This is a genomic window from Pseudomonas sp. DSV-1 (genome assembly GCF_035830915.1).
Taxonomy (GTDB): domain Bacteria; phylum Pseudomonadota; class Gammaproteobacteria; order Pseudomonadales; family Pseudomonadaceae; genus Aquipseudomonas.
Genome location: NZ_JAYMYG010000001.1, coordinates 1,376,677 through 1,403,383, shown reverse-complemented (window position 1 = coordinate 1,403,383; position 26,707 = coordinate 1,376,677). Strand labels below are relative to the sequence as shown.

Here is a 26,707-nt window from a genome sequence, read left to right as displayed (position 1 = left end):
GCAATCAACCCAGGTTGTCTTGGATAACGCCCAACACTTTGCGCGCCACTTCTGGCGAGGCAACGGTGTTGATGTTTTCTTCGACAGTCACTTGTACGCTGTCACCGACCTTGCTCAGGCGAACCTGATAGCGCTGGGCACGGGCTTCAACTTCTTCCTTGTCCGGCTTGCTGCCGAAGAGACCGGAGAAGAAACCAGGCTTCTCGTCCTTCTTCTCGGCTTTTTCGGCAAGGTTGATGTAGTACAGGCCCAGGGTGCGGTTGATATCTTCAACGCGCCATTCGCCCTGCTCAAGCGCGCGACCCACACTGGACCAGGCGCGATCAAGGTCTTCGGTCAGCGTCAGCACCGGGTTGCCGCTGCCGTCTTCGCTCAGGCTGACGCGCGCCGGGGTGTCGAAATCACGTGCTGCAAGCAACGATACCGAACCGCCCTTCTCGGCGTTACGGTTCATGCTGATGAGCATCTCATCAACCAGGGCTGCATCCAGACCGGTGTTGACCGAACGGGTGGCGAAATCGACGTCGGCAGTGCTGCCGGCCGGGCGGTTGGCACTGACGACATAGATTTCACTGGTGTTGCGCTGCACACCCGGCTCGATGCGAACCCGCAGGCGGGTCTCGCTGTCGGCGGCCAGGCCGCTGCTGCCCACATGGCGGGCCATCGGAGCCGAAAGCTCGTCAGCACGCTGCCAGGTGGTTGTGAATTCGCCGGTTTGCGGGCGCTGCTCGTCAATGCTGAAACCGTTGTCCTGGAAGAACTGCATTGCCACCGGCCAGACTTCGGACGGAGAGCGCTGCGCCATCACCCAACGGCTGTCGCCGCTTTTTTGAAGGCTGAAGTCACTGGCACTGGCGGTTACAGCCAATGGCTGTGGACGCGGCACCTCAAACTCGCCCTTGACGTTGTCGTCAGGCACGTTGCCAGGGATCGGCAACAGCGGGACCAGGCGTTTGTCAGTCTGGACACCGGGTGGCAACTGCATGGGAGGGGTTTGACGCGCCTCCAGATAATCGCTGCCACGGTCACGGAAATACCCGTCTTGACCCCACAGCCAACCGCAGCCGCTGGTGCTGGAAATAATCACGGCTAGTGCGGAAAGTCCGGCCAATCGCTTCATGCGTAGTGCTTCCTCAATTAAACCAAGACACCGGACTGGCGCATTGCCTGACGCAGTGGTTCGTGGCAAGGCTCGCTGAGCCAGGTGAGAGGCAGACGGATACCGTCCGACATCAAGCCCATTTCATGCAGCGCCCATTTCACGGGGATAGGGTTGGATTCGATAAACAGGGTTTTATTGAGCGGCATCAGCTTTTCGTGGAGCGCGCGAGCAGTGACGGCATCGCCACGCATCGCAGCGGCGCACAGGTCGCTCATGTCTCGTGGCGCAACGTTGGCGGTCACCGAGATATTGCCCTTGCCGCCGAGCAGGATCAGCTCGACTGCGGTCGCGTCGTCACCGGAGTACACCAGGAAGTCGCTGCTGACGCCTGCCAGGATGGTCGGTACGCGGGTCAGGTCGCCGGTGGCTTCCTTGATGCCGATGATGTTCGGCACCGTCGACAGGCGCACAACGGTTGCCGGCAGCATGTCGCAGGCGGTACGGCCCGGAACGTTGTAAAGGATCTGCGGGATATCGACCGCTTCGGCGATGGCCTTGAAATGCTGGTACAAACCTTCCTGGGTCGGCTTGTTGTAATACGGAGTCACCAGCAGACATGCGTCGGCGCCAGCGGCCTTCGCATTGGCGGTCAGTTCGATCGCTTCACGCGTCGAGTTGGCGCCCGTACCGGCAATCACCGGAATACGTCCTGCAACCTGTTTGACAACGTGACGAATCACTTCGATGTGTTCGTTCACATCCAGAGTTGCCGATTCACCTGTGGTGCCAACGGCAACAATGGCGTTGGTGCCCTCTTGCAGGTGAAAGTCCACCAGTTTGCTCAGAGCGTCCCAATCAAGACGACCTTGTGCATCCATGGGTGTGACCAGTGCCACCATACTGCCCGCAATCATGCAACCGCTCCTGCCGGAAAAAGAGAGCCGTAATGGTACTGGCGCCATGACCCTTGCACAAGCAACAGCGCGCCCGATGAGCATTCCCCTTAGCGTTGCTTTTCGCTACCCTTCAGCCTTTGATTGGTACTGATGTGTGCGCAAGTCTGTTTCACAGGCCTTCAGCAAGCGCCCAAAGCCCCGCCCAAACGCCGCCGAGCGCGGTTTGCAGAGCCTGCAAACCGCCTGTAACGCTGTATTGGCGGGCTTCGGCGCTCAAGTGTCGGCTGATATTCAGCTCGCTCCCCATCGACCGTACTGACCGCTCATCGTTTTAGGAAGGCTGCATGTCCACCCCCACAGTCCGCGAACAATTCCTTGTCATCAGTGCCCTTGGCGCCAACCCAATGGAGCTGACTAACGTCCTGTGTCGCGCCAGCCATGATAATCGCTGCGCCGTCGTAACCTCGCGCCTGACTCGCCACGGCGAATGCAGTGCGCTGATCCTGGAAATAACAGGCAGCTGGGACGCCCTGGCGCGCCTCGAAGCCGGCCTGCCCGCGCTGGCCAAAAAACATGCGTTCAGCGTCAATGTTGTGCGCAGTGCCGCCCTTGAAACTCGCCCGCAAGCACTACCCTACGTAGCCTATGTGAGCTCGGCCTACCGCTCGGACATCATCAACGAGCTGTGCCAGTTCTTCATGGACCACAACGTAGAGCTGGAAAACCTGACATGCGACACCTATCAGGCTCCACAAACCGGCGGCACCATGCTCAATGCCACGTTCACCGTGACCTTGCCGGCCGGCATACAAATCAGCTGGCTGCGTGATCAGTTTCTGGACTTCGCCGATGCGCTGAACCTGGATGCACTGATCGAACCGTGGCGCCCACAGAACCCGATGTAAGGAAACCGACTCAATGGCCGTTGCAATTGACCAACCCGTAGACGACTTCCAGATCCCGGCAACCAGCGAGCAGACCGTCACTTTGGCGGGGCTCAAAGGCAAGCAGGTGGTGATTTACTTCTATCCCAAGGACAGCACGCCGGGCTGCACCACCGAGGGCCAGGGTTTTCGTGACCATTACGCCGAGTTTCAGGCGGCCAACACCGAAGTGTTCGGTGTGTCCCGCGACAGCCTCAAGTCCCACGAGAACTTCAAGGCCAAGCAAGGTTTTCCGTTTGAGTTGCTGAGCGACAAGGACGAAGCCCTGTGTCAGCTGTTTGATGTGATCAAGCTGAAAAAACTGTACGGCAAAGAGTACATGGGCGTTGATCGCAGCACATTCCTGATCGACAAGGACGGTGTGCTACGCCACGAGTGGCGCGGCGTGAAAGTGCCGGGGCATGTCGAGGCGGTACTTGAGCAGGCCAAGGCGCTGAATAACGGCTAAGCAAAACTCTGTGGGAGCGGGCTTGCTCGCGATTCAGGCGACGCGGCTTGTCAGGCAAACCGCATAGACCTGTCGCGAGCAAGCCCGCTCCCACATGAGTCACTGAGTATTACTGACGCACCAACCGCACATTCTGGAACTCGACCGCTTCGGTGCTGCGGTACGGGTTGATATCCAGCCCGCCACGGCGCACATAGCGCGCATACACGGTCAACTTCTCGGGCTTGAGCAAACGCTGCAAGTCGAGAAAGATCCGCTCCACACATTGCTCGTGGAAGTCCGAGTGCTGGCGAAAGCTCACCAGATACGCCAGCAAACTGGCGTGATCCAGCGCCGCGCCACGGTATTGCACCACGACAGTGCCCCAGTCAGGCTGACTGGTAACCGGGCAGTTGGATTTGAGCAAGTGGCTGTAAACGCTTTCTTCCACGACCTGTGAGCCATCGCACTGGAGCAACTCAGGACGGGGCTGTTCGTAATCGCTGACCGAGATATCCAGGTCATCAATGCAGATACCCGGCAAAACGCCTACGCCATCGGCCTGGACATCATTCAAGCTACGTACGCGCACGCTGACAGGCTTGCCGGATGCTGCGGACAAATCTGCCTGCAATGTGGCTTCAAGGCTCGGCGTATCCGCAAAAACGCTCTGGTTCAGGGAGTTCAAGTACAGCTTGAACGACTTGGACTCGACGATATTCGGCGAATCGGCGGCAAAGCAGAACTCGCCAATGGCGACAACCGGCTTGCCCGATGGCAACAGCCACGACAGCTCGAAGCAGGTCCAGAAATCCACCCCGACATAAGGCAGCGTTTCGGCGCTCAGCCCCAGCTCTGCCCATTTCGCCGCACGCGGGATCGGGAACAGCAAGGACGGGGTGTAGGTGCTGATGTATTCACTGGACTTGCCCAGCGGGGAATGTTCGGCGGCGGGATGCATGACAAAAACCTGGCTAGAAAAACCCGGTAATTCTATCGGGTTTGAGCCAGGCTTTCAGCGTTCACTGACGATCAGGGTGTTTTAAGGCGCTACGTTGACCTTGCCGACCATGCCAGCCTGGTAATGACCGGGCACGTTGCAGGCAAATTCCAGGTTATCGCCCCGGGTGAAGGTCCAGGTCAGCTCGGCGGTTTTACCCGGCTCGACCAGCACGCTGTTGGGGTCATCATGCTTCATACCGGGCATCTCCTTCGAACCGTGCCCCATGGATGAGTGATCCATGCCCCCATGCCCCATGCCCGTCGGCGTGAGCATGCCGCTCTGCTGCATTTCGAGCATTTCTTTCTGGTGCGCCGCATGCATCGCCGCATTGCCCAGGTTGAATTCATGGAGCAACTGCCCTTTGTTGACCAGCACAAAACGTACGGTCTCACCGGCTTTCACGTCCAACGACCTGGGTGTGAAAGCCATATCGGTCATGTCGATCTCCACCGTGCGCGTCGCACTGGCGGCGGGCGCAGGCTGGCCAAAATCAGAGTGCCCCGCAGGCGACGCCATGACAGGCAAGCTCAGGGCCAACAAACAGCCCGCGAGCGACAAACGGATACGTACAGTCATACTTACTCCCAGAAACCAAAGGTGAGGCTTTGCGCCACTTTAAAACCCCGGTACTGGCATTCAACTGACCGTAAGATTACAAATTTGTCAGCTTGAACCTGCATCACCAGCACCAAGGTATAAGACCGAGGTTAATTTTTACGATGAGTCGACCATGAAACTGCTGATTGTCGAAGACCAGGTCAAAACCGGACAGTACTTGCGCCAGGGCTTGAGCGAGGCCGGGTTCACCACGGAACTGGCCGCCGATGGCATTACCGGACAACACCTGGCATTGACCGGCGATTACTCGCTGCTGATTCTCGACGTCATGCTGCCGGGCCGCGATGGCTGGCAAATCCTGCAAGCGGTGCGCAGCGCAGGACTGAGCTTGCCGGTGTTGTTTTTGACTGCACGGGATGCGGTCGAAGACCGAGTCCACGGTCTGGAGCTGGGGGCCGACGATTATCTGGTCAAGCCGTTTGCATTTTCCGAATTGCTGGCACGGGTGCGCAGCCTGCTGCGCCGGGGCAACAACGCCCCCCAGGAAACCAGCCTGCAGCTGGCCGACCTGCGCCTGGACCTGATCCGCCGCCGCGCAGAACGCAACGGCCAACGCATAGACCTCACCGCCAAGGAGTTTTCCCTGCTGGAGTTGCTGTTGCGTCGTCAGGGTGAAGTCCTGCCCAAGTCATTGATTGCTTCGCAGGTGTGGGACATGAACTTTGACAGTGACACCAACGTCATCGAAGTCGCGATTCGCCGCCTGCGCCTGAAAATCGACGACAACCATGAGCAAAAGCTGATCCACACCGTACGCGGCATGGGCTACGTACTCGAAGAGCGCAGCAGTTGATGCGCAACCTGTCACTGAGCAGCCGCCTGGCACTGCTGTTTGCGGGCTGTACCGCGGTGGTGTCGCTGTTTGCCGGGGTGCTGTTCGGACGGGCCAGTGAAGTGCATTTCGTCGAGCTCGACCAGCAACTGATGGAAAGCCGTCTCGCGGTCTTGCGCAGCACCCTGCAAGGGGCGGACACCCTGGAACGTTTCACCCTGCGCCTGCCGGCACTGCTACAGGACCTGGCCCACCAGCCGGATCTTGCAGTACGGGTCCGCGGCCAGGACGGGCATCTGTGGTTTGACAGTTCGCCGCGGCTACCCCTGGAACTTTCGACGCAACCAGGGCTGGGCAGCCTGCAAATCAATGGCACCGATTACCGCGTACTGGTGCCGCAGGACAACACCCCCAACACGCCGCATCTGACGCTGTTACTGGACATCACCCACCACCAGCACTTCCTGCAGCGCATGCAACGCCTGATCTGGATGACCGTCGGCCTCTCGGCGCTGGCCACGGCGATCCTGGGCGCCTGGGCGGCCCGTAGCGGCCTGCGGCCCTTGCGTCGCATGAGCGCGATTGCAGCCAGTGTTTCGGCGGACTCACTCAACGCCCGCCTGCCCCAGGAACAAATGCCTGCCGAGCTGGCAGACCTGGCAACGGCCTTTAACGCCATGCTGGAGCGCCTGGACGATTCTTTTCAGCGACTGTCGGCCTTCTCCGCCGATATTGCGCATGAACTGCGCACACCACTGTCCAACCTCCTGACCCACACCCAAGTCACCCTGACTCGCCCAAGAGACATCGAAGAGTATCGCGAGACCCTGCACAGCAACCTTGAAGAACTGCAATGGATGGCGCAGCTGGTCAACGACATGCTGTACCTGGCCAAGGCCGATCATGGTTTGCTCACACCGCGCCGCGAACCGCTGGACCTTGGCAGGGAAGTCGATGCGTTGCTGGAGTTTTACGCGCTACTGGCCGAGGACTCGCAGATCGAACTGACACGCCAAGGCAGTGCGCACCTTGCAGGCGACCGCAGCATGCTGCGCCGCGCCCTCTCCAACCTGCTGGATAACGCCCTGCGCTACACGCCGGGTGGCGGTGCGATCAAGGTGCTGATTGAGGCTTTGCCGGGCAGTGTGCGCATCCGCATTGAGAACACTGGTCCGGGGATTCCTGCAGAACTGCTGCCGCGCCTGTTTGACCGGTTTTATCGGGCAGACCCTGCCCGCCGCGAAGGCAGTAGCGAACATGCAGGGTTGGGGCTGGCGATCACCCAATCGATCATTCGCGCCCATGGCGGGCAGATCAAGTGTGAGTCGCAGGAGGGGCTAACGCGGTTTGTGATTGAGTTGCCGGTCTGACCGGTTTACTTAACTGTGGGAGCGGGCTTGCTCGCGATGGCATCGACGCGGTGTGACTTAAATACCGCGCAGCTTGCATCGCGAGCAAGCCCGCTCCCACCTGTCAGGAATAACGCAACGCGTGGGCCGGCTGGATTTTCGCCGCCCGGTACGCAGGATAAAGCGTGGCCAGAAAGCTCAGCACAAAGCCCGCACCGCAGATCAATGCCACATCGCCGCCTTGCAACTCTGATGGCAAGTTGCTGACGAAGTACACATCGGAACTGAAGATGTGCTGCCCGGACACCCGCTCCATCCAGCCCACCAGTTCGCTGACATTCAACGCCGCGATCACCCCCAGCACACCGCCAATCAAGGTGCCGACAATACCGATCACCGTGCCCTGAACCATGAAGATGGCCATGATCTGCCGCGGCGTGGCACCGATGGTGCGCAGGATCGCGATATCCGCCCCCTTGTCATTCACCACCATGATCAGCGTGGCAATGATGTTGAACGCGGCAACGGCAACGATCATCAACAGCAACAGGCCGATCATGGTTTTTTCCATTTTCATGGCACTGAACAGACTGCCCTGGGTGTGGGTCCAGTCATCTGCCTTGTAGGCCGCGCCCAGGCCGGTTGCGACCTGCTGTGAAACCTGCGGCGCCGCGTACAGGTCCTTGACCGCCAGACGCACGCTTTGCACCTGATTGGGTTCCCAGTGTTGAATGGCGGCAGCATCTTCCCTATGGATCAGGCCCATGGTGCCATCCAGCTCGGCACCGACCTTGAAGATGCCCACCACATTCAGGCGCTGCAAACGCGGGGTAATCCCGCCCGGTGCGGTACTGGCTTCGGGCACGATCAAAGTGATCTTGTCCCCGACCGCCAGACGAAAGCGCCGTGCGGTAATGTCACCCAGCACCACGCCAAACTCACCGGGCTTCAAGTCTTCAAGACTGCCCTGCACGATGTTCTGGGTCACGATCGAGACTTTGCCTTCCTGCGCCGGATCGATACCGCTGATCTGGATCGGCTGCATCGAACCCTTGAAGGACAGCATGCCGTCCAGCTCGGTAAACGGCACGGCTGCCGTGACCTCGGGGTTCTTCATCGCGGCATCGGCCACCGGGCGCCAGTCATCTATCGGCTTTACGCCAACGATGGTCGCGTGGGGCACCATACCCAGGATGCGGTTACTCATTTCGCGCTGAAAACCGTTCATCACCGACAACACCACGATCATCGCCAGCACGCCCAGGGCGAGGCCGATCATCGAGGTCATGGAGATAAACGAGACAAAACGATTGCGGCGCTTGGCGCGGGTATAGCGCGTGCCGATAAAAATCGATAACGGTCTGAACATTCGCGGGCACCGTATAAAAATTGAAGACCCGACGCCCGTTTGCAGGCGTCGGGTTCTGGCCGATCAGATCGGGGTCAGACGACCGTCCTGCAGGTGCAACACGCGGTCCATCTGGCGGGCCAGATTCATGTCGTGAGTCACCACCAGGAACGCAGTGCGCATCGAAGTGCTGAGTTCCAGCATCAGGTCCTGGATACCCTGGGCGGTGTGGGAGTCAAGGTTGCCCGTAGGCTCATCGAGCATCACCAGACCCGGCTTGTTGACCAGTGCGCGGGCAATCGCCACACGCTGACGCTCGCCACCCGACAGTTCCGACGGCTTGTGCTCCAGTCGATGACCCAGGCCAACACGGGTCAACAGTGCTGTCGCACGCTCGCGCGCCTCGGGGATCGCCGTCTTGCCGATCAACAATGGCATGCAGACGTTTTCCAGTGCGGTGAACTCGGGCAACAAGTGGTGGAACTGATAAACGAAACCCAACGAACGATTGCGCAACAGGCCGCGGGCCTTTTCGCCCAGCGCCGACAGCTCTTCACCGGCCAGCCAGACGCTGCCGGTGGTCGGGGTATCGAGGCCGCCGAGCATATTGAGCAACGTACTTTTGCCCGAACCCGAAGTACCGACGATCGCCACCCGCTCACCGGGGTGCAGCTCAAGCTGCAGGCCCGACAGCACCACCACCGACTCAGGGCCTTCCTCGTAGGACTTGCCCAGGTCGCGGCAACTCAACACTGCTTGATCTTTCATGCCCAACTCACTCATAACGAAGCGCCTGCGCAGGCTGGGTGCGCGCAGCACGCCAGGCCGGGTACAAGGTCGCGAGGAAACTCAGAACCAATGCCGCACCGCACACCATCAATACGTCCTGCGCCTGCAATTGCGAAGGCAGGTAGTCGATGAAATACACGTCGGCATTGAGAAACTTGTGCCCGATCAGGTCTTCGAGTGCAGAGATTGCGGCGCTGACATTGAGCGCCGCAAACATGCCGACCACCGCACCGATCGCGGTCCCGACCACGCCGATAACAGTGCCTTGCACCATAAAGGTCGCCATGATCGTGCCCGGGGTCGCACCCAGGGTACGCAGGATCGCGATATCGCCTTTCTTGTCATTGACCACCATCACCAGCGTGGAAATGATGTTGAACGCGGCCACGGCCACAATCAGCAGCAACAGCAAGCCGATCATGGCTTTTTCCATGCGGATGGCCTGGTACAGATTGCCGTGGGTACGGGTCCAGTCACGGGCGTAATACTGGCTTTCACCCAACTGCTGGGCGATTTCCCACGCGGTACGTGGCGCCTCGAACAGATCATCGAACTTCAGCCGCAGGCCTTGCACCTGGTCAGGTTTCCAGCGCTGCAGGCGCGCCAGGTCCTGCAAGTTGGTAATACCCAGGTAGCCGTCGATCTCACCGGCGCCGACATGAAAAATGCCCTGCACAGTGAATCGCTTCATGCGCGGGAACATCCCGGCCGGCGTCACCGTGACTTCCGGCGCGACAAACGTCAGCTTGTCGCCGACAGCCACACCGAGTTTTTTCGCGGCCTTGTCGCCAATGATGATGCCGAAGCTGCCGGGGGTCAGCGAGTCGAGCTGCCCCTGCTGCATGAATTGATCGATGATCGAGACATTGCGCTCCTGCGCCGGGTCGATGGCATTGAGCAGTACCTTCTGCACATTGCCGTCATTGGTCAGCAAACCCTGCATCTGGGTGAATGGCGCCACGGCCTCCACTTTGGGGTTTTGCTTGACCCTGGCGGCCAGGCTTTGCCAGTCGCTGATCGGTTGATCGCCGACGATGGTCGCGTGGGGCACCATGCCCAGCACGCGGGTGCGCATCTCATGATCGAAACCGTTCATCACCGATAACACCACAATCATCACAACCACGCCGAGGGCGAGTCCGATCATTGAAGTCAGAGAAATGAACGACACAAAATGATTGCGGCGCTTTGCACGGGTATAACGCGTGCCGATAAATAAAGAGAGAGGTCTGAACATGTCGGGGCTTGTTCGAGGGAAAAGAAGACGTCCTTGTGGCGGGGCCTGATAAGCAGCTTTACACTCAGACCACAGCCGCCATCACGGGTTCGCCATGTCGACATTAAATGACGCAGATCGCCGCGAATACTACCGTATCGAGGATATGATCGCACTGGAAATAACCCCGCTGTCGGCCCTCGAAGCCGCGAGCGGTGAAGTGTTGCAGGATGCGTCGCCATTGTTCAATTTGCTCAGTGAATTACACCTGAGCGAATTCGAGTCCCAACACTTGCTGCGCCAGATCAGCGAACGTGACCGCACGCTTTCCAGCTACCTCAAGACCCTGAACAAACGCGTCGAGCTGCTCAGCCAGATTGTCGCGCAAACCGTACTGGGCAAGATCGGTGAACTGCAGCCGGTCAAACTGTCCGAGGGCGGTATCGAGTTTCATCATCCCCAGGCCTGCCTGGCGGGCAGCCACCTTTCGCTCAAGCTGGTACTGATGCCACAAGCTCTGGGCTTGTTGTTGCGCGCCCGCGTCATCGAGTGCCTGGCGCAGGATGACCGCTTCACGATCATCGCCGAATTTGAATCCATCACCGATACCCAACGCCAGCTGCTGGCGCGCTACATTTTGCAAAAACAGGCTCAGGCACGCCGCCTGGCCCGCGAACAAAACGAATCCGCGCCCGAGTAACCACCGGGCCCCGAGCACTCTTTACAAGGAGCAATTGTGACTCTGATTTATGGCCATCGCGGCGCCAAGGGCGAAGCACCGGAAAACACGCTTGCCAGCTTTGAGCAATGCCTCAAGCATGGCGTGCGTCGTTGTGAACTCGACCTGCACTTGTCCAAAGATGGCGAGTTGATGGTTATCCACGACCCCACTCTCAAGCGCACCACCGACCGACGCGGCAAGGTGATCGAGCATACCGCTGCCGACCTGGTGACTTATGACGCACGCAAGGGCGGCCCGGGCTGGATGCACCCGTGCCCGATCCCGCGCCTTGAAGAACTGTTTGAAAAGTGCGATTTCGAACACTGGCAACTGGAAGTCAAAAGCGCATCGCGCACCCGCGCAGCAACGACCGTGCTGGCGATTCGAGAAATGGCAGTACGTCACGGCGTGATGGACAAAGTCACCGTCACTTCAAGTTCGCGCGAAGTGCTCAAGGCTGCGCTGGAATTGACCCCGGACCTGTCACGGGGACTGGTAGCCGAATACGCCTGGCTCGACCCGATCAAGGTCGCCCAGAGTTATGGCTGCGAGATGCTGGCACTCAACTGGACACTCTGTACGCCTGAACGCCTTGAAAAAGCGCAGCGCCAGGGCTTGCATGTGTCGGTGTGGACAGTCAACGAACCTGCGCTGATGCGCAGGCTCGCCGACTTCGGCGTAGATAGCCTGATTACAGACTTTCCCGGTTTGGCCACTGCCACCCTCGGGAATGGCTGAAATCGGTCTCCCCGGCCGGCTCAGGCCACCGGCCGGAGCCGATTAAAAAAGCCGGTTGAGGCCATCGTAAGCCGCTACCCGATAGGCTTCAGCCATGGTCGGGTAGTTGAACGTGGTGTTCACAAAGTACTTCAGGGTATTGAGTTCACCCGGCTGGTTCATGATCGCCTGACCGATATGCACGATCTCTGACGCCTGATAGCCGAAGCAGTGAACACCCAGCACTTCCAGGGTTTCACGGTGGAACAGGATTTTCAGCATGCCCTGAGGCTCACCGGCAATCTGCGCCCGCGCCATGCTCTTGAAGAACGCCTTGCCCACTTCGTACGGCACCTTGGCCTGGGTCAGCTCCTGCTCGTTCTTGCCGATCGAGCTGATCTCGGGAATGGTGTAGATACCGGTCGGCACATCATTGACGAAGCGCCAGCTGCCGTTATCGACGATGCTGCCCGCTGCCGAGCGCCCCTGGTCATGGGCGGCACTGGCCAGGCTTGGCCAGCCGATCACATCGCCTGCGGCATAGATGTTCGGCACGGTGGTGCGGTAGTTTTCATCAACAGTGATCTGGCCACGACCATTGGCCTTGATGCCAATGTTTTCCAGCCCAAGCTGGTCGGTGTTGCCCGTACGGCCATTACACCAGAGCAAGGCATCGGCCTTGATCTTCTTGCCCGACTTGAGGTGCAGGATCACGCCGCTTTCAACGCCTTCAACCCGCTCGTACTCTTCGTTGTGGCGTACGGTGATGTTGTTGTTGCTGAAGTGGTAGCTCAACGCCTGCGAGATCTCGGAGTCGAGGAAGCTCAGCAGTTGTTCGCGGTTATCCACCAGTTCGACCAACACACCCAGGCCGCTGAAGATCGACGCGTATTCACACCCGATCACGCCAGCACCGTAAACAATCAGCTTACGCGGGGTGTGGCCCAGGCTCAGGATGGTGTCGCTATCGTAGATACGGGAGTGGCTGAAATCGATATCGGCCGGGCGATAAGGACGCGAGCCGGTGGCAACGATGATTTGCTTGGCCATCAGGGTTTCGACTACGCCATTGGCGCAGACCACTTCGATGGTTTGCTCGTCGGTGAAGCTGCCGGTGCCGAAGAACAGGTCTACGCGATTGCGGGCGTAGTAGCCGGTGCGCGAGGCGACCTGCTTGGAGATGACTTTTTCGGCGCTTTTCAGTACGTCCGGAAACGAGAACCAGCGCGGTTCGCCAATGGCCCGAAACATCGGATTGGTGTTGAACTGCATGATCTGGCGAACCGAGTGACGCAGGGCTTTGGACGGGATAGTGCCCAAGTGCGTGCAGTTGCCGCCGACCTGACGTCGACTGTCGACCATCGCTACCTTGCGCCCTGCTTTTGCGGCGTTCATTGCCGCACCTTCTCCTGCCGGGCCGGAACCCAGTACCACTACGTCGTAGTTGTAGACAGCCATGCGTACTCCTCAGAACAGGCCGTGGCACCCCTGTGGGCACCTGCGGCTAAATCATGTCGCGGCCAGCGCCATGAAGGATCAAAACGTGGGGCACAGTCTATAGAAGCCTGAACGCCGCGAACATTAACCCTTGGTCTGGTCGTTGGCTATTTTTGTATTCACTACATCGGCGATTGAGCTTCACTCTCCGATGTAGTCGCTGCCGTAGGCTGCGAAGGGTTGCGCAGCAACCCGTTTTCCTGAAAGCTCCGCGGCTCCCCCAATCGCAGCCTTCGGCAGCGACTACAGCCCGGCGATCAAACCCATCGATCAGAGCACATCCATCATGCGCAAGTTATTGATCGTATTGTTGCTGCTCCATAGCGCCGCCAGCCCGGCAGACGAGGCTGCACGATTTAAGGAAGCCAACTTCCCCGCCCTGGCACAAGCCGACACAACACCAATGGTACGTAAAGGCCAGATCGTACTGACCTATCTCTGGGCCGACATCTATGCCGCCGCCCTGTTCACCCCTCCCGGCATCAGCCCTGAGCAGGCGTTTAACGAACAACGCGACTTGCGTCTCGAGTTGTTCTATCTGCGGGATCTGGATCACAGCGATATCACCCAGGCGTCTGCCACCATCCTGAAACGCCAACACCCCGCCACCACCCTGGCCAGCCTCGACGCCCCGTTAAAAAAACTGCAAGCCAGCTTCGGCAACATCAAGCGCGGCGATCGCTATGCTCTGGACTACAACCCCCAACGCGGTCTGAACGTCGAGCGTAATGGCGCCGTTATTTTCAATAGCCAGAATCAGGAACTGGCCAAGGTCTATCTGGGAATCTGGCTCGCACCTCAAGGTTTGCCCGACAAACTCCGCCTGGCTTTATTGGCGCAACAGCCCTAGCCCGCCCGTGTAGCGACAACAAATGTTGCCTACAATTTCTGATACACATATGGTTACAAAACTGTTTTGCACAATGGCGTACGCCTTGATCTTGCAGTGAGGACGAGTAAAAACACGGATTGCGCATAAAAACAGATAAAAGCGGGTGATTTCTGATGGCCTCCAGTACGGGCAAAGGCAAGGCGATTTTTCGCGTTGTCAGCGGTAACTTCCTAGAGATGTTCGACTTCATGGTCTTTGGCTTTTACGCCACGGCCATTGCCAAAACCTTCTTTCCAAGCGATAGCGCCTTTGCCTCTCTGATGCTCGCCCTGGCGACCTTCGGTGCGGGCTTCCTCATGCGCCCACTGGGTGCGATTTTCCTCGGCGCCTACATCGACCGTCATGGCCGCCGCAAAGGGCTGATCATTACCCTCGCACTGATGGCGATGGGCACGGTGCTGATTGCCTGCGTGCCGGGCTACGCCACCCTGGGTGTGGCGGCTCCTCTGCTGGTATTGCTCGGTCGCTTGCTGCAAGGCTTTTCGGCGGGCGTGGAACTGGGCGGGGTGTCGGTGTACCTGGCTGAAATCGCCACTCCAGGGCGCAAAGGCTTCTTCGTCAGCTGGCAATCTGCAAGCCAGCAGGCTGCGGTGGTATTTGCCGGCTTGCTCGGGGTTGGCCTCAACCACTGGCTGAGCCCCGAAGAAATGGGTGAATGGGGCTGGCGCATCCCGTTCCTGCTGGGGTGCATGATCGTCCCGGTGATCTTTGTCATCCGACGCTCAATGGAAGAAACCCCCGAGTTCGAAGCCCGCAAACATCACCCTACCCTGGGGGAAATCATGCGCTCTATCAGGCTGAATTTTGGCCTGGTACTGGGTGGCATGGCACTGGTGGTCATGACGACCGTGTCGTTCTATCTGATCACCGCCTACACCCCGACATTCGGCAAGGCAGAGCTGCACCTCACCGACCTTGAAGCCTTGCTGGTGACGGTGTGCATTGGCCTGTCGAACTTCTTCTGGCTACCGGTCATGGGCGCGCTGTCAGACAAGATTGGGCGCAAGCCGCTGCTGCTGGGCGCAACCCTTCTCGCGATCCTGACGGCCTATCCGGCGCTGTCATGGCTGGTGGCCAACCCGAGCTTCAGCCACCTGCTGATTGTCGAGCTGTGGTTGTCCTTCCTGTATGGCTCGTACAACGGTGCAATGGTGGTTGCCCTGACCGAAATCATGCCGATTGAAGTGCGCACCACCGGATTTTCACTGGCTTACAGCCTGGCGACTGCGACCTTCGGCGGCTTTACCCCGGCGGCCTGCACCTACCTGATCCACGTACTGGACAACAAGGCCGCTCCCGGCCTGTGGCTGACCGGCGCAGCAGTGCTGGGGCTGATCGCGACCGTGGTGTTGTTCCGCGGCGACAAGCACCAGTTGCGTACGGCGGTACCGGCCAATGCCTGACCTGTAGTCGCTGCCGCAGGCTGCGTTTGGGGCTGCGGTGCGTTGAAGAAAACGGGTTGCTCCGCAACCCTTCGCAGCCTGCGGCAGCGACTACATGGTTTTTGCAGCACACACAAAAACGCCCCGAACCAGTCGGGGCGTTTTCAGTTGCGGCGCTTGCTTAGCGTGGGAACGCTGGCGGGTTAACCCCGGCCATGTCTTCCATCACGCGTACTACCTGGCAGCTGTAACCGAATTCGTTGTCGTACCAAACGTACAGCACAACGCGGTTGTCATTGCAGATAGTGGCTTCAGCATCCACTACACCGGCGTGACGCGAACCCACGAAGTCAGTGGAAACCACTTCCTGCGAGCTCACGTAGTCGATTTGCTTGTGCAGATCGGAGTGCAACGCCATGTGGCGCAGGTACTCGTTCATTTCTTCACGGGTAGCCGGTTTCTCAAGGTTCAGGTTGAGAATGGCCATCGAAACGTTTGGCGTCGGAACGCGGATCGCGTTACCGGTCAGCTTGCCGGCCAGCTCAGGCAAAGCCTTGGCAGCAGCGGTAGCAGCACCCGTCTCGGTGATAACCATGTTCAGCGCGGCGCTGCGACCACGGCGATCGCCCTTGTGGAAGTTGTCGATCAGGTTCTGGTCGTTGGTGTACGAGTGAACCGTTTCAACGTGACCGTTGACGATGCCGAACTTGTCGTTGACAGCCTTGAGCACCGGCACGATGGCGTTGGTGGTGCAGGATGCCGCCGAAACGATCTTGTCGTCAGCAGTGATTTCGCCGTGGTTGATGCCGTGAACGATGTTCTTCAGCTTGCCCTTGCCCGGAGCGGTCAGGACAACGCGGTCGATACCAGGGCACTGCAAGTGCTGGCCCAGGCCGTCTGCGTCACGCCAAACACCGGTGTTGTCCACCAGCAGGGCGTTCTTGATGCCGTACTGGGTGTAATCCACCTCGGTAGGGTTCTTAGCGTAGATCACCTGGATCAGGTTGCCGTTGGCAGTGATGGTGTTGTTGACTTCATCGACAACGATGGTGCCATCAAACGGGCCATGTACCGAGTCACGACGCAGCAGGCTTGCACGCTTGACCAGATCGTTGTCGGCGCCTTTGCGCACAACGATGGCACGCAGACGCAGACCGTCGCCACCACCGGTTTTCTCGATCAGGATGCGCGCCAGCAGACGGCCGATACGACCGAAACCGTACAGAACAACGTCAGTACCTTTGCGTGCAGAAGCGTTTTGCTGACCCACTACATCGGCCAGCTCTTCGCGTACAAACTGCTCAGCCGTGCGGCCATTGCCTTCGGCCTTGAACTTGACGGCCAGCTTGCCCAGGTCTACCGAGGCAGCGCCGAGCTTGAGCTCGCTCATTGCCTTTAGCAGAGGGAAAGTTTCGTGCACGGACAATTCGATATCATCGGACTGACGATGGCGAGCAAAGCGGTGAGCTTTGAGAATCGCAATGACTGAACGGTTGATCAGGCTGCGGCCATAGATCGAGCTAACCACATTGTTATTGCGGTATAGCTGACCGATAAGCGGAATCATCGCTTCTGCGAGTGCTTCACGGTCGATCCATTCACCAAGACACTGGTCGGGCTTCTGAGTCACGGGAACCTTCCACATGTAGGGGCTGAAAAAAGGGGCTACATTATGCCGCCGCGCCCATTCAGGGGCAATGCACGCCTGTCATACGCCGTTACTGAAACGATTAAGCTCCCGTAAATATAGGCGAATATTTTTATAACACCGGCATTTTTATGGGCCTGCAGCCCTTGAGCAGCCCCTCTGACACCCCCATGTTCGATAACTCACGCTGAATTCAACGCCGTTCAAAGACTGCAACTGACAGCCTGCCCCTTGGCCCGTTACAATTGCAGACTTTGCCGCAACGCTTGGAGCTCAACCTTCCGTGCCCGTCCTGCGTCTACCGAAACTCCCTGCTACGGCAGGTAAACAGCACTGGAGCAACTTGCCCGGTGCCGCCCTGAGCCTTGCGATTGCCGAGGCCGCCAGCGCCGCCAAGCGCTTCACCCTGCTCCTGACCGCCGACAGCCAAAGTGCAGAACGCCTTGAGCAAGAGCTGAGGTTTTTCGCGCCCGAGTTGCCGGTGCTGCATTTTCCCGACTGGGAAACCCTGCCCTACGATCTCTTTTCTCCGCACCAGGACATCATCTCCCAGCGTATCGCAAGCCTGTACCGGCTGCCGGAGCTGAGTCATGGGGTTTTGGTAGTGCCGATTACCACCGCCCTACATCGCCTTGCGCCGACCAAGTTCTTGCTCGGCAGCAGCCTGGTGCTGGATATCGGCCAGAAGCTGGACGTGGAACAGATGCGTACCCGGCTTGAGGCCAGTGGTTATCGCTGCGTTGACACCGTGTATGAACATGGTGAATTTGCAGTGCGAGGCGCCCTGATCGACCTGTTCCCGATGGGCAGCAAGCTGCCGTACCGGATCGACCTGTTCGACGACGAAATCGAGACCCTGCGCACCTTCGACCCGGAGAACCAGCGCTCGATCGACAAGGTCGAGTCGGTAAGGCTGCTGCCCGCTCGCGAGTTCCCGCTGCAAAAAGACGCCGTGACCCGCTTCAAGGCCCGCTTCCGTGAACGCTTTGATGTCGACTTCCGTCGATGCCCGATCTTTCAGGATCTGACCAGCGGGATTACACCCGCCGGTATCGAGTACTACCTGCCACTGTTTTTCGATGAAACCTCAACCCTGTTCGATTATCTGCCGGCCGACACGCAAGTGTTCTCGCTGCCAGGCATTGAGCAGGCGGCCGAGAATTTCTGGTCTGACGTGCGCAACCGCTACGAAGAACGCCGCATCGACCCGTCGCGTCCTTTGCTGCCGCCTGCCGAGCTGTTTTTGCCGGTTGAAGACTGCTTCGCCCGCCTCAAAAGCTGGCCACGGGTAGTCGCAAGCCAGGATGACCTGGACACCGGCAGCAGCCGTGAACGGTTCCCGGCCCAACCGCTGCCCAATCTCGCGATTGAAGCCAAGGCCAATCAGCCACTGGCTGCCTTGTCCGGGTTTCTTGAGCAGTTTGATGGCCGCGTGTTGTTTACCGCTGAGTCGGCGGGTCGGCGCGAGGTGCTGCTCGAACTGCTGGAGCGCCTGAAGCTGCGGCCAAAAACGGTCGACAGCTGGCCGGACTTCGTCGCCAGCAAGCATCGCCTGGCAATCACCATTGCCCCGCTGGATGAAGGCCTGCTGCTGGACGACCCGGCACTGGCACTGATTGCCGAAAGCCCGTTGTTCGGCCAGCGCGTAATGCAGCGCAGGCGTCGCGAAAAACGCGCCGATGCCAACAACGATGCCGTCATCAAGAACCTCACCGAGCTGCGTGAAGGCGCACCCGTTGTCCACATTGACCACGGTGTCGGTCGCTATCAGGGCCTGGCAACGCTGGAAGTGGACAATCAGGTGGCCGAATTCCTGACCCTGGAATACGCCGAGGGCGCCAAGCTCTACGTGCCGGTGGCCAACCTGCACCTGATCGCCCGCTACACCGGCAGCGATGATGAACTGGCGCCGTTGCACCGCCTGGGTTCGGAAACCTGGCAAAAGGCCAAGCGCAAAGCTGCCGAGCAAGTGCGTGACGTGGCTGCCGAACTGCTCGACATTTATGCCCGCAGAGCTGCCCGTGAAGGCTATGCGTTTGCGGACCCGAAAGCCGATTACGCCACCTTCAGTGCCGGCTTCCCGTTTGAAGAAACACCGGACCAGCAAACCACCATCGAAGCCGTGCGCGCCGACATGCTGTCGCCCAAGCCGATGGACCGCCTGGTGTGTGGCGACGTGGGCTTCGGCAAAACCGAAGTGGCCATGCGTGCGGCCTTCATTGCCGTGCATGGTGGTCGTCAGGTCGCCATTCTGGTCCCCACCACCCTGCTCGCCCAACAGCACTACAACAGCTTCCGCGACCGTTTTGCCGACTGGCCGGTAACCGTTGAGGTGATGAGCCGCTTCAAGTCGGCCAAAGAGATCAACCAGGCAGTGGCCGACCTGGCCGAAGGCAAGATCGACATCGTGATCGGCACCCACAAGCTGCTGCAGGACGACGTCAAAATCAAAAACCTGGGCCTGGTGATCATCGACGAAGAACACCGCTTCGGGGTTCGCCAGAAAGAACAGCTCAAGGCCCTGCGCAGTGAAGTCGATATTCTGACCCTCACCGCAACACCCATCCCGCGCACGCTGAACATGGCGGTGTCGGGCATGCGCGACCTGTCGATCATCGCCACGCCACCGGCACGCCGGTTGTCGGTGCGCACCTTTGTCATGGAGCAGAACAAAAGCACGGTCAAAGAGGCACTGCTGCGCGAGTTGCTGCGCGGCGGCCAGGTTTACTACCTGCACAACGATGTCAAAACCATCGAAAAATGCGCCGCCGAACTGGCAGAGCTGGTACCCGAGGCGCGGATCGGCATCGGCCACGGGCAGATGCGCGAACGCGAACTCGAACAGGTGATGAGCGACTTCTACCACAAGCGCTTCAACGTGCTGATCGCCTCGACCATCATCGAGACCGGCATCGACGTGCCGAGCGCCAACACCATCATCATCGAGCGCGCCGACAAATTCGGCCTGGCACAACTGCACCAGTTGCGCGGTCGCGTGGGGCGAAGTCACCACCAGGCTTACGCCTACCTGCTGACCCCCCCGCGCCAGCAAATCACCGGGGATGCGCAAAAGCGCCTGGAAGCCATCGCCAACACCCAGGATCTGGGGGCCGGTTTTGTGCTGGCCACCAACGACCTTGAGATCCGTGGCGCAGGCGAGCTGCTGGGCGATGGCCAAAGCGGCCAGATCCAGGCCGTCGGCTTTACCCTGTACATGGAAATGCTCGAACGGGCGGTCAAGTCGATCCGCAAGGGCGAGCAGCCCAACCTCGACCAGCCACTGGGCGGCGGGCCGGAAATCAACCTGCGGGTGCCCGCGCTGATTCCCGAGGCCTACCTGCCCGATGTGCACACTCGACTGATTCTCTACAAGCGCATTGCCTCGGCCGCCGACGAAGAAGGCCTCAAGGACTTGCAGGTCGAGATGATCGACCGCTTTGGTCTGCTTCCGGAACCGACCAAGAACCTGGTACGCATCACCCTGCTCAAATTGCAGGCCGAGCAGCTGGGAATCAAAAAGGTCGATGCCGGCCCACAAGGCGGGCGAATCGAATTTGCAGCGGACACACCGGTTGACCCGATGGTGCTGATCAAACTGATCCAGGGCCAACCCAACCGCTACAAATTCGAAGGCGCAACCCTGTTCAAGTTCATGGTGCCCATGGAGCGCCCGGAAGAACGCTTCAATACCATCGAGGCGCTGTTTGAGCGCCTGACGCCGAAGTCTTCCTAAATGAACTACCCATGACCCTGAGCCAGACACCCCGGTTGACCAAGCCGCTCGCACCGACCTGGACCAGCCGCTTCAAAGAGCAAAGCCTTGAGCGTGGCCGCCGCTACGCCAAGGAAAACCGTGTCAGGATCGTCCAGATCGGCGACCGCATGATCAGCGCGAGCTGCCAGGGCTCAGGCGAAAACCCCTACCGCCAGACCATACATCTGCGTGAGTCCGCCAAAGGTACTTTGCTTTTGGTGGACGCCACCTGCACCTGTCCGGTACGCACCCATTGCAAGCACACCGCTGCCGTCTTACTGAAGATTGAAGAAACCTTGAACTACCCTGCCGCCGCTCAGGATGCCGAGCTTCTGGAAAAACTCCAGGCCGTACTCGACTCACGTCGTCCCAACAACCTGCCAGAACTTCGGGTCGACGATGTAAAGCCGGTGCCACGGCTGTGGCTGGCCAGCGCTGAATTCAGCGCCTTCGAACCGCGCAACGGCAAGATGCAACGCTACATCCAGCACCGCGCAGCACTGTCGTTCAACTACCTGGATCAATACGTCAGCGGGCAAAAGAACACCGACATCCTGCTGCGCCAGGAACAGCAGACCCTGCGGATCAAGCGTCATCCCGACACAGAGAACCTCTACCGCGAGCAATTGCGCAGCCTGGGCTTCAAGATTGCGACCCGCCAGAGCAAGGCGCTGCCTGAAAGTGCTGGAGAGCTGTTTGAACTGGTCAATGACAGTGCCTGGCTGAATTTCACCCTCAACCAGATGCAAGGCCTGAGGGAACAAGGCTGGGAGCTGCAGATCGATGAAGGTTTCGGCTTTGACCTGACCCCGGTCGAAGACTGGTATGCCAATGTCGACGAGGCCCCGGAACGTGACTGGTTCGACCTGGAACTGGGCATTATCGTCAACGGCCGACACCTGAGCTTGCTGCCGATACTGCTGAACCTGATGCGCTCCCACAGCGACATCCTCAACCCCGAAAAACTCGCCCGGCGTCGGGATGACGAACTGATTCTGGTGAATATCCCGGCCAACCCCGGCAGCAATCATGGCCCGCTTCAGGTCGCCCTGCCGTACGGACGGCTGAAACCGGTACTGGCAACCCTGGACGAATTTTATCTGGGTGAACCGGACGCGACCTCCCTGCGGATCAAAAGCGCTGACGCACCACGCCTCAATGCTCTCGATGCCCTGCCCTTGCGCTGGGAAGGTGGCGAGCAGATACGCGGTTTTGCCCAGCGCCTGCGCGACATCAAGGACTTTAGCGTCGAAGTTCCCCAAGGGCTCAATGCCAACTTGCGCCCATACCAGCTTGAAGGCCTGAGCTGGATGCAGTCGTTGCGCCAGCTCGAAGTGGGCGGCGTACTGGCCGACGACATGGGGCTGGGCAAAACCCTGCAGACCCTGGCCCATATCTTGTGCGAAAAAAATGCCGGCCGCCTGGATCGTCCGGCAATGGTGGTGATGCCCACCAGCCTGATCCCCAACTGGCTGGACGAAGCTGCGCACTTCACTCCGCAGCTCAAGGTGCTGGCGCTGTTTGGCGCCACCCGCAAAAAACACTTTGCACACCTCAATGACTACGACGTGATCCTGACCACCTACGCCTTGCTGCCCAAGGACATCGAGCACCTGGCAAAACTGCCCTTGCACCTGCTGGTCCTGGACGAGGCCCAGTACATCAAGAACCCCGGCAGCAAGGCCACCCAGGCGGCCTGTGAACTGATTGCACGGCAACGCCTGTGCCTGAGCGGCACCCCGCTGGAAAACCACCTGGGCGAGCTTTGGTCTCTGTTCCACTTCCTGCTGCCCGGCTGGCTGGGCGACGTTAAAACCTTTAACCGCGACTACCGCATACCCATCGAGCGTCAGGGCAGCAACGAGCGCCTGCAGCATCTCAATGCGCGGATCAAACCGTTTTTATTGCGCCGCACCAAGGAACAGGTCGCGACCGAACTGCCGCCCAAGACCGAGATCATTCACTGGGTCGACCTGAACGAGGCCCAGCGCGACGTCTACGAGACCATGCGCCTGGCGATGGACAAGAAGGTGCGCGACGAAATCACTCGAAAAGGTGTCGGGCGCAGCCAGATCATTATCCTCGAGGCGCTGCTCAAGCTGCGTCAGGTGTGCTGCGATCTGCGACTGGTCAGCGACACCCCGCCGAAAAAAGGCAGTTCCTCGGGCAAGCTAGACAGCCTGATGCTGATGCTCGAAGAACTGTTTGCCGAAGGCAGGCGCATCCTGCTGTTTTCCCAGTTCACCTCGATGCTCGGCCTGATCGAAATCGAACTGAAAAAACGCAAAGTGCGCTACGCCATCCTCACGGGGCAAACCCGTGACCGACGCACACCGGTCAAAGACTTCCAGAGCGGCACCCTGCAAATATTCCTGATCAGCCTCAAGGCTGGCGGCGTGGGATTAAACCTCACCGAAGCCGACACCGTGATTCACTATGACCCGTGGTGGAACCCGGCGGCTGAAAACCAGGCCACCGACCGCGCCTACCGTATCGGCCAGGAAAAACCGGTGTTTGTTTACAAGATGATTGCCCGCGGCACCGTGGAGGAAAAAATCCAGCACTTGCAGCAAGAAAAATCGGATTTGGCCGCAGGTGTTCTGGACGGACGAGTCGCCGGTGACTGGAAATTACAGGACGACGACATCGACGCGCTCTTCGCGCCGCTGCCACCCAAAACAGAGAAGCGCTGAGACACCCGACTTATTGATTAACTGCAGGCGCGGTCTTTCTGCTTGATCGCGCTGACGCCATCGCGAGCAAGCCCGCTCCCACGGGCTTTGTGGTGCTTGCGAAATCTTGGGAGCTGGCTTGCCGCGATTCAGGCGATACGGTCTTTCTGCTTCGCCAAGCGTCAAAGCGGCATCGATGTGCTCAATCTATTAATTGAGCATCCTTGAGCGCACCCATTGCCACCAGCCAGCGCGGGCTCTGGCGATAGTCAGTGCTGGCCCAGGCCTGACCGCGCATGCGTGCAATCCTGGGCGAAGGGGTAACGTTCAACCGCTGAGCAGCGCTGAGTGCCAACTCCGCCGCCGCACGGTCGTTGCATACCAGTCCCATGTCACAACCCGCCGACAAGGCCGCCTCAATCCGGCTGGCGGCATCACCCACTACGTGCGCACCCGCCATCGACAGGTCGTCACTGAAAATCACGCCGTCGAACTGAAGCTCGCCGCGCAAAATATCCTGCAACCAGCGACGCGAGAATCCTGCAGGCTGGCTGTCCACTTGTGGATAGATCACGTGGGCCGGCATGACAGCAGCCAGATGCTTGCTCAAGCGGGCAAAAGGCACGAGGTCATGGGCGCGAATCTGCTCAAGACTGCGCTCGTCAGTTGGAATGGCGACGTGAGAATCAGCCTCGGCCCATCCGTGTCCCGGAAAATGCTTACCAGTCGCCGCCATGCCCGCGTCGTTCATTCCGCGAATAAAAGCCCCGGCCAATGTGGCTGCGCGCTCAGGGTCTCCCTCGAACGAACGGCTACCGACCACAGCGCTACGCTGGTAATCCAGATCCAGGACCGGGGCAAAGCTCAGGTCCAGCCCTACGGCCAGCACTTCAGTGGCCATGATCCAGCCACACTGTTCAGCCAGGTACTCGGCGTTGGGGTTATCAGCAATGGCACGCATGGCTGGCAGGCGCACGAACCCCTGACGCAGACGCTGCACCCGGCCACCTTCCTGATCGACCGCCAGCAACAGGTCGGGACGCAGCGCGCGAATCGAAGCGCTCAACTCACGCACCTGGCGCGGATGCTCGATATTGCGTGCAAAGATAATCAACCCGCCTACTTCTGGCTGGCGAAGTAATTGCCGATCTTCAGCCGTCAGCCAAGTACCGGCGACGTCCACCATCAAGGAGCCTTGCAAGGCAGAACTCATGGGAAATCCTTTAAAAAGAGAGCGTTCATTGCCCGGTCCGGATCCGCAGCCACGCGCCTGCGCGCCGCACTCCAGAGAGACAGCGGCGAATCGACAGACGGGAATAAGTCAGGGTTGGGCATGGCAACTAGCTTAGCGGAACAAAGCTGCCGCGCCCACCCGCCGCGGGTCAAACCTTGGCGGTAACCGGGGCGGTTTTACTGCGGGGGCGAAGCTGGGCACTGGCCATTGCAGAATCCGTGACGCCGCTTTGTGCACGCATGCCTGCCGCGAGGAATGGCACCATCAGACGCATCACCTGCTCGATGGAGGTGTTGACACCGAAGTCAGTCTCGGCAATTGCACGCAACGCCTTGATTCCCGACATGCTGAAGGCCGCAGCACCCAGCATGAAGTGCACGCGCCAGAACAACTCGATGGGCGGGATTTGTGGGGCAGCCTCGTTGACCAGCAGCATATAGCGGCGAAAAACCTTGCCGTACATGTCTTCAAGATAGCGACGCAAGTGACCCTGGCTCTGACTGAACGCCAACCCGAGCAAGCGCATGAAAATCGACAGGTCGTTACCACTGCGCGGCTGGATCACCAGCGCCTGCTCGACCAGCATCTCCAATAATTCTTCAAGGCTGGGGCGGTTCTCAGGCTTGGCCTGGCGACGCTCCAGCTCACGATCGAGGTTGGCGCAAAAAGGCCCCAGGAAGCGCGAAAAGACGGCCTGGATCAGCGCCTTTTTAGAACCGAAATGGTAATTGACCGCCGCCAGATTAACCCCGGCTTTACTGGTAATCAGCCGCAATGAGGTTTCAGCAAACCCTTTTTCCGCGAACAGCTGCTCGGCAGCATCAAGGATACGTTCAACGGTTTCCGACTGGGCCATGACTACTCCGCCTGACAAACATTTAAACACTTGTTTGAAACATACGTTTCAGATTGTAAAAAGTCAAGATGAGGCATTCGTTTCAGGACCGGGCAGTTCTGCATTTAACCACAGCCTCGGCCAGTCCGGCCCCACCTGATAAAGTACGGGTCGCCCGACTTATTAATGACCGTCCAGCGGACCGCTGGAAATGGGTGATTGCCAAGAAGCTTTCACTGTATATAATCCCAGTCACTGTATAAAAAGACAGAGCGATCAACATGCTAAAACTGACGCCACGCCAAGCTGAGATCCTGGCCTTCATCAAGCGATGCCTGGATGACAACGGATACCCGCCCACCCGTGCCGAGATCGCACAGGAGCTGGGCTTCAAATCCCCCAACGCCGCCGAAGAACACCTCAAGGCGCTTGCCCGCAAGGGTGCCATCGAGATGACCCCCGGCGCCTCCCGCGGTATTCGCATACCCGGCTTCGAAGCCAAGTCTGACGAATCCACGCTGCCCATCATTGGCCGAGTAGCTGCCGGTGCTCCGATTCTTGCGCTGGAGCACGTCGAAGAGTCCTGCAACATCAACCCGACCTTCTTTCACCCCAGAGCCGACTACCTGCTACGGGTGCAAGGCATGAGCATGAAGGATGTCGGCATCTTCGATGGCGATCTGCTTGCCGTGCATACCTGTCGCGAAGCCCGTAACGGCCAGATTGTCGTGGCCCGTATCGACGACGAAGTCACGGTCAAACGCTTCAAGCGTGAAGGCAACAAGGTCTGGCTCATTGCCGAGAACCCTGAATTCGCCCCGATTGAAGTCAACCTCAAAGACCAGGAACTGGTCATTGAAGGCTTGAGTGTCGGCGTAATTCGCCGCTAAA

22 protein-coding genes are annotated in these 26,707 nt (G+C 59.2%); 11 read left to right on the top strand and 11 right to left on the bottom strand.

The window, feature by feature from the left end; all coding sequences use genetic code 11:
- Nucleotides 1–4: 4 nt before the first annotated feature.
- Both bamC and dapA read right to left on the bottom strand, forming a co-directional pair.
- Nucleotides 5–1,120 (bottom strand): outer membrane protein assembly factor BamC, encoded by a 1,116-nt coding sequence (gene bamC / locus VSQ83_RS06705; protein ID WP_133077812.1) that lies wholly within the window; start codon nt 1,118–1,120, stop codon nt 5–7.
- A gap of 17 nt (nt 1,121–1,137) precedes the next feature.
- Nucleotides 1,138–2,016: a 4-hydroxy-tetrahydrodipicolinate synthase gene (gene dapA, locus VSQ83_RS06700; RefSeq protein ID WP_133077813.1), complete on the bottom strand. Its 879-nt coding sequence runs from the start codon at nt 2,014–2,016 to the stop codon at nt 1,138–1,140.
- A 326-nt stretch (nt 2,017–2,342) separates the two neighbouring features.
- On the opposite strand from dapA, the gene VSQ83_RS06695 reads away from it, so the two are divergent.
- Both VSQ83_RS06695 and VSQ83_RS06690 read left to right on the top strand, forming a co-directional pair.
- On the top strand, nt 2,343–2,903 hold the full coding sequence (locus VSQ83_RS06695; RefSeq protein ID WP_133077814.1) for a glycine cleavage system protein R: 561 nt from the start codon (nt 2,343–2,345) through the stop codon (nt 2,901–2,903).
- Between the two features lie 13 nt (nt 2,904–2,916).
- Nucleotides 2,917–3,390 carry a peroxiredoxin gene (locus tag VSQ83_RS06690; RefSeq protein WP_133077815.1) on the top strand — a complete coding sequence of 158 codons (474 nt, stop codon included), beginning with the start codon at nt 2,917–2,919 and terminating at the stop codon, nt 3,388–3,390.
- 109 nt (nt 3,391–3,499) lie between these two features.
- Here VSQ83_RS06690 and queF read toward each other — a convergent pair whose 3' ends face one another.
- A complete protein-coding gene (gene queF / locus VSQ83_RS06685; RefSeq protein ID WP_219262476.1) occupies nt 3,500–4,330 on the bottom strand; it encodes an NADPH-dependent 7-cyano-7-deazaguanine reductase QueF in 831 nt (276 codons plus the stop codon).
- A gap of 81 nt (nt 4,331–4,411) precedes the next feature.
- The gene (gene copI / locus VSQ83_RS06680; protein WP_326425801.1) at nt 4,412–4,948 is read right to left on the bottom strand and encodes a copper-resistant cuproprotein CopI; all 537 of its coding nucleotides are present in this window, start codon (nt 4,946–4,948) and stop codon (nt 4,412–4,414) included.
- 154 nt (nt 4,949–5,102) lie between these two features.
- Here copI and VSQ83_RS06675 point away from each other — a divergent pair, with 154 nt between their 5' ends.
- Together VSQ83_RS06675 and VSQ83_RS06670 are read left to right on the top strand one after the other, a co-directional pair.
- A complete protein-coding gene (locus VSQ83_RS06675; protein ID WP_219262478.1) occupies nt 5,103–5,783 on the top strand; it encodes a heavy metal response regulator transcription factor in 681 nt (226 codons plus the stop codon).
- Nucleotides 5,783–7,132 (top strand): heavy metal sensor histidine kinase, encoded by a 1,350-nt coding sequence (locus VSQ83_RS06670; RefSeq protein WP_326425798.1) that lies wholly within the window; start codon nt 5,783–5,785, stop codon nt 7,130–7,132. Before VSQ83_RS06675 ends, VSQ83_RS06670 begins: the two co-directional genes overlap by 1 nt.
- Before the next feature lie 103 nt (nt 7,133–7,235).
- On the opposite strand, the gene VSQ83_RS06665 is transcribed toward VSQ83_RS06670, so the two are convergent.
- The 3 genes from VSQ83_RS06665 to VSQ83_RS06655 form a co-directional block, all read right to left on the bottom strand.
- Nucleotides 7,236–8,480 (bottom strand): lipoprotein-releasing ABC transporter permease subunit, encoded by a 1,245-nt coding sequence (locus tag VSQ83_RS06665; RefSeq protein WP_133077820.1) that lies wholly within the window; start codon nt 8,478–8,480, stop codon nt 7,236–7,238.
- 63 nt (nt 8,481–8,543) lie between these two features.
- Complete coding sequence (lolD, locus tag VSQ83_RS06660; protein WP_219262480.1) at nt 8,544–9,227, bottom strand: lipoprotein-releasing ABC transporter ATP-binding protein LolD; 684 nt, start codon at nt 9,225–9,227, stop codon at nt 8,544–8,546.
- Nucleotides 9,228–9,234: 7 nt separating this feature from the next.
- Complete coding sequence (locus VSQ83_RS06655; RefSeq protein WP_133077822.1) at nt 9,235–10,485, bottom strand: lipoprotein-releasing ABC transporter permease subunit; 1,251 nt, start codon at nt 10,483–10,485, stop codon at nt 9,235–9,237.
- A 94-nt stretch (nt 10,486–10,579) separates the two neighbouring features.
- On the opposite strand from VSQ83_RS06655, the gene VSQ83_RS06650 reads away from it, so the two are divergent.
- Together VSQ83_RS06650 and VSQ83_RS06645 are read left to right on the top strand one after the other, a co-directional pair.
- Complete coding sequence (locus VSQ83_RS06650) at nt 10,580–11,164, top strand: PilZ domain-containing protein (protein WP_133077823.1); 585 nt, start codon at nt 10,580–10,582, stop codon at nt 11,162–11,164.
- 36 nt (nt 11,165–11,200) lie between these two features.
- On the top strand, nt 11,201–11,923 hold the full coding sequence (locus tag VSQ83_RS06645) for a glycerophosphodiester phosphodiesterase (protein ID WP_133077824.1): 723 nt from the start codon (nt 11,201–11,203) through the stop codon (nt 11,921–11,923).
- Between the two features lie 42 nt (nt 11,924–11,965).
- On the opposite strand, the gene sthA is transcribed toward VSQ83_RS06645, so the two are convergent.
- Nucleotides 11,966–13,360 (bottom strand): Si-specific NAD(P)(+) transhydrogenase, encoded by a 1,395-nt coding sequence (gene sthA / locus VSQ83_RS06640; protein WP_133077825.1) that lies wholly within the window; start codon nt 13,358–13,360, stop codon nt 11,966–11,968.
- A 325-nt stretch (nt 13,361–13,685) separates the two neighbouring features.
- Here sthA and VSQ83_RS06635 point away from each other — a divergent pair, with 325 nt between their 5' ends.
- Nucleotides 13,686–14,249, top strand: a complete 564-nt coding sequence (locus VSQ83_RS06635) for a chalcone isomerase family protein (protein WP_326425796.1) — start codon at nt 13,686–13,688, stop codon at nt 14,247–14,249.
- Nucleotides 14,250–14,404: 155 nt separating this feature from the next.
- Nucleotides 14,405–15,694 (top strand): MFS transporter, encoded by a 1,290-nt coding sequence (locus tag VSQ83_RS06630; protein WP_133077827.1) that lies wholly within the window; start codon nt 14,405–14,407, stop codon nt 15,692–15,694.
- Between the two features lie 160 nt (nt 15,695–15,854).
- On the opposite strand, the gene VSQ83_RS06625 is transcribed toward VSQ83_RS06630, so the two are convergent.
- Nucleotides 15,855–17,318 carry a glyceraldehyde-3-phosphate dehydrogenase gene (locus VSQ83_RS06625; RefSeq protein WP_133077828.1) on the bottom strand — a complete coding sequence of 488 codons (1,464 nt, stop codon included), beginning with the start codon at nt 17,316–17,318 and terminating at the stop codon, nt 15,855–15,857.
- Nucleotides 17,319–17,604: 286 nt separating this feature from the next.
- On the opposite strand from VSQ83_RS06625, the gene mfd reads away from it, so the two are divergent.
- Nucleotides 17,605–21,054 (top strand): transcription-repair coupling factor, encoded by a 3,450-nt coding sequence (gene mfd / locus VSQ83_RS06620; protein ID WP_133077829.1) that lies wholly within the window; start codon nt 17,605–17,607, stop codon nt 21,052–21,054.
- Nucleotides 21,055–21,065: 11 nt separating this feature from the next.
- Entirely contained in the window at nt 21,066–23,768 is a 2,703-nt protein-coding gene (locus tag VSQ83_RS06615; protein WP_326425793.1) for a DEAD/DEAH box helicase, read from the top strand.
- A 181-nt stretch (nt 23,769–23,949) separates the two neighbouring features.
- Here VSQ83_RS06615 and nagZ read toward each other — a convergent pair whose 3' ends face one another.
- Both nagZ and VSQ83_RS06605 read right to left on the bottom strand, forming a co-directional pair.
- Nucleotides 23,950–24,948: a beta-N-acetylhexosaminidase gene (gene nagZ / locus VSQ83_RS06610; RefSeq protein WP_219262539.1), complete on the bottom strand. Its 999-nt coding sequence runs from the start codon at nt 24,946–24,948 to the stop codon at nt 23,950–23,952.
- A 181-nt stretch (nt 24,949–25,129) separates the two neighbouring features.
- Nucleotides 25,130–25,837: a TetR/AcrR family transcriptional regulator gene (locus VSQ83_RS06605; RefSeq protein WP_133077832.1), complete on the bottom strand. Its 708-nt coding sequence runs from the start codon at nt 25,835–25,837 to the stop codon at nt 25,130–25,132.
- 260 nt (nt 25,838–26,097) lie between these two features.
- Between VSQ83_RS06605 and lexA the strand changes: the two genes are divergently transcribed.
- The gene (gene lexA, locus VSQ83_RS06600) at nt 26,098–26,706 is read left to right on the top strand and encodes a transcriptional repressor LexA (RefSeq protein WP_019827486.1); all 609 of its coding nucleotides are present in this window, start codon (nt 26,098–26,100) and stop codon (nt 26,704–26,706) included.
- Nucleotide 26,707: the final 1 nt, after the last annotated feature.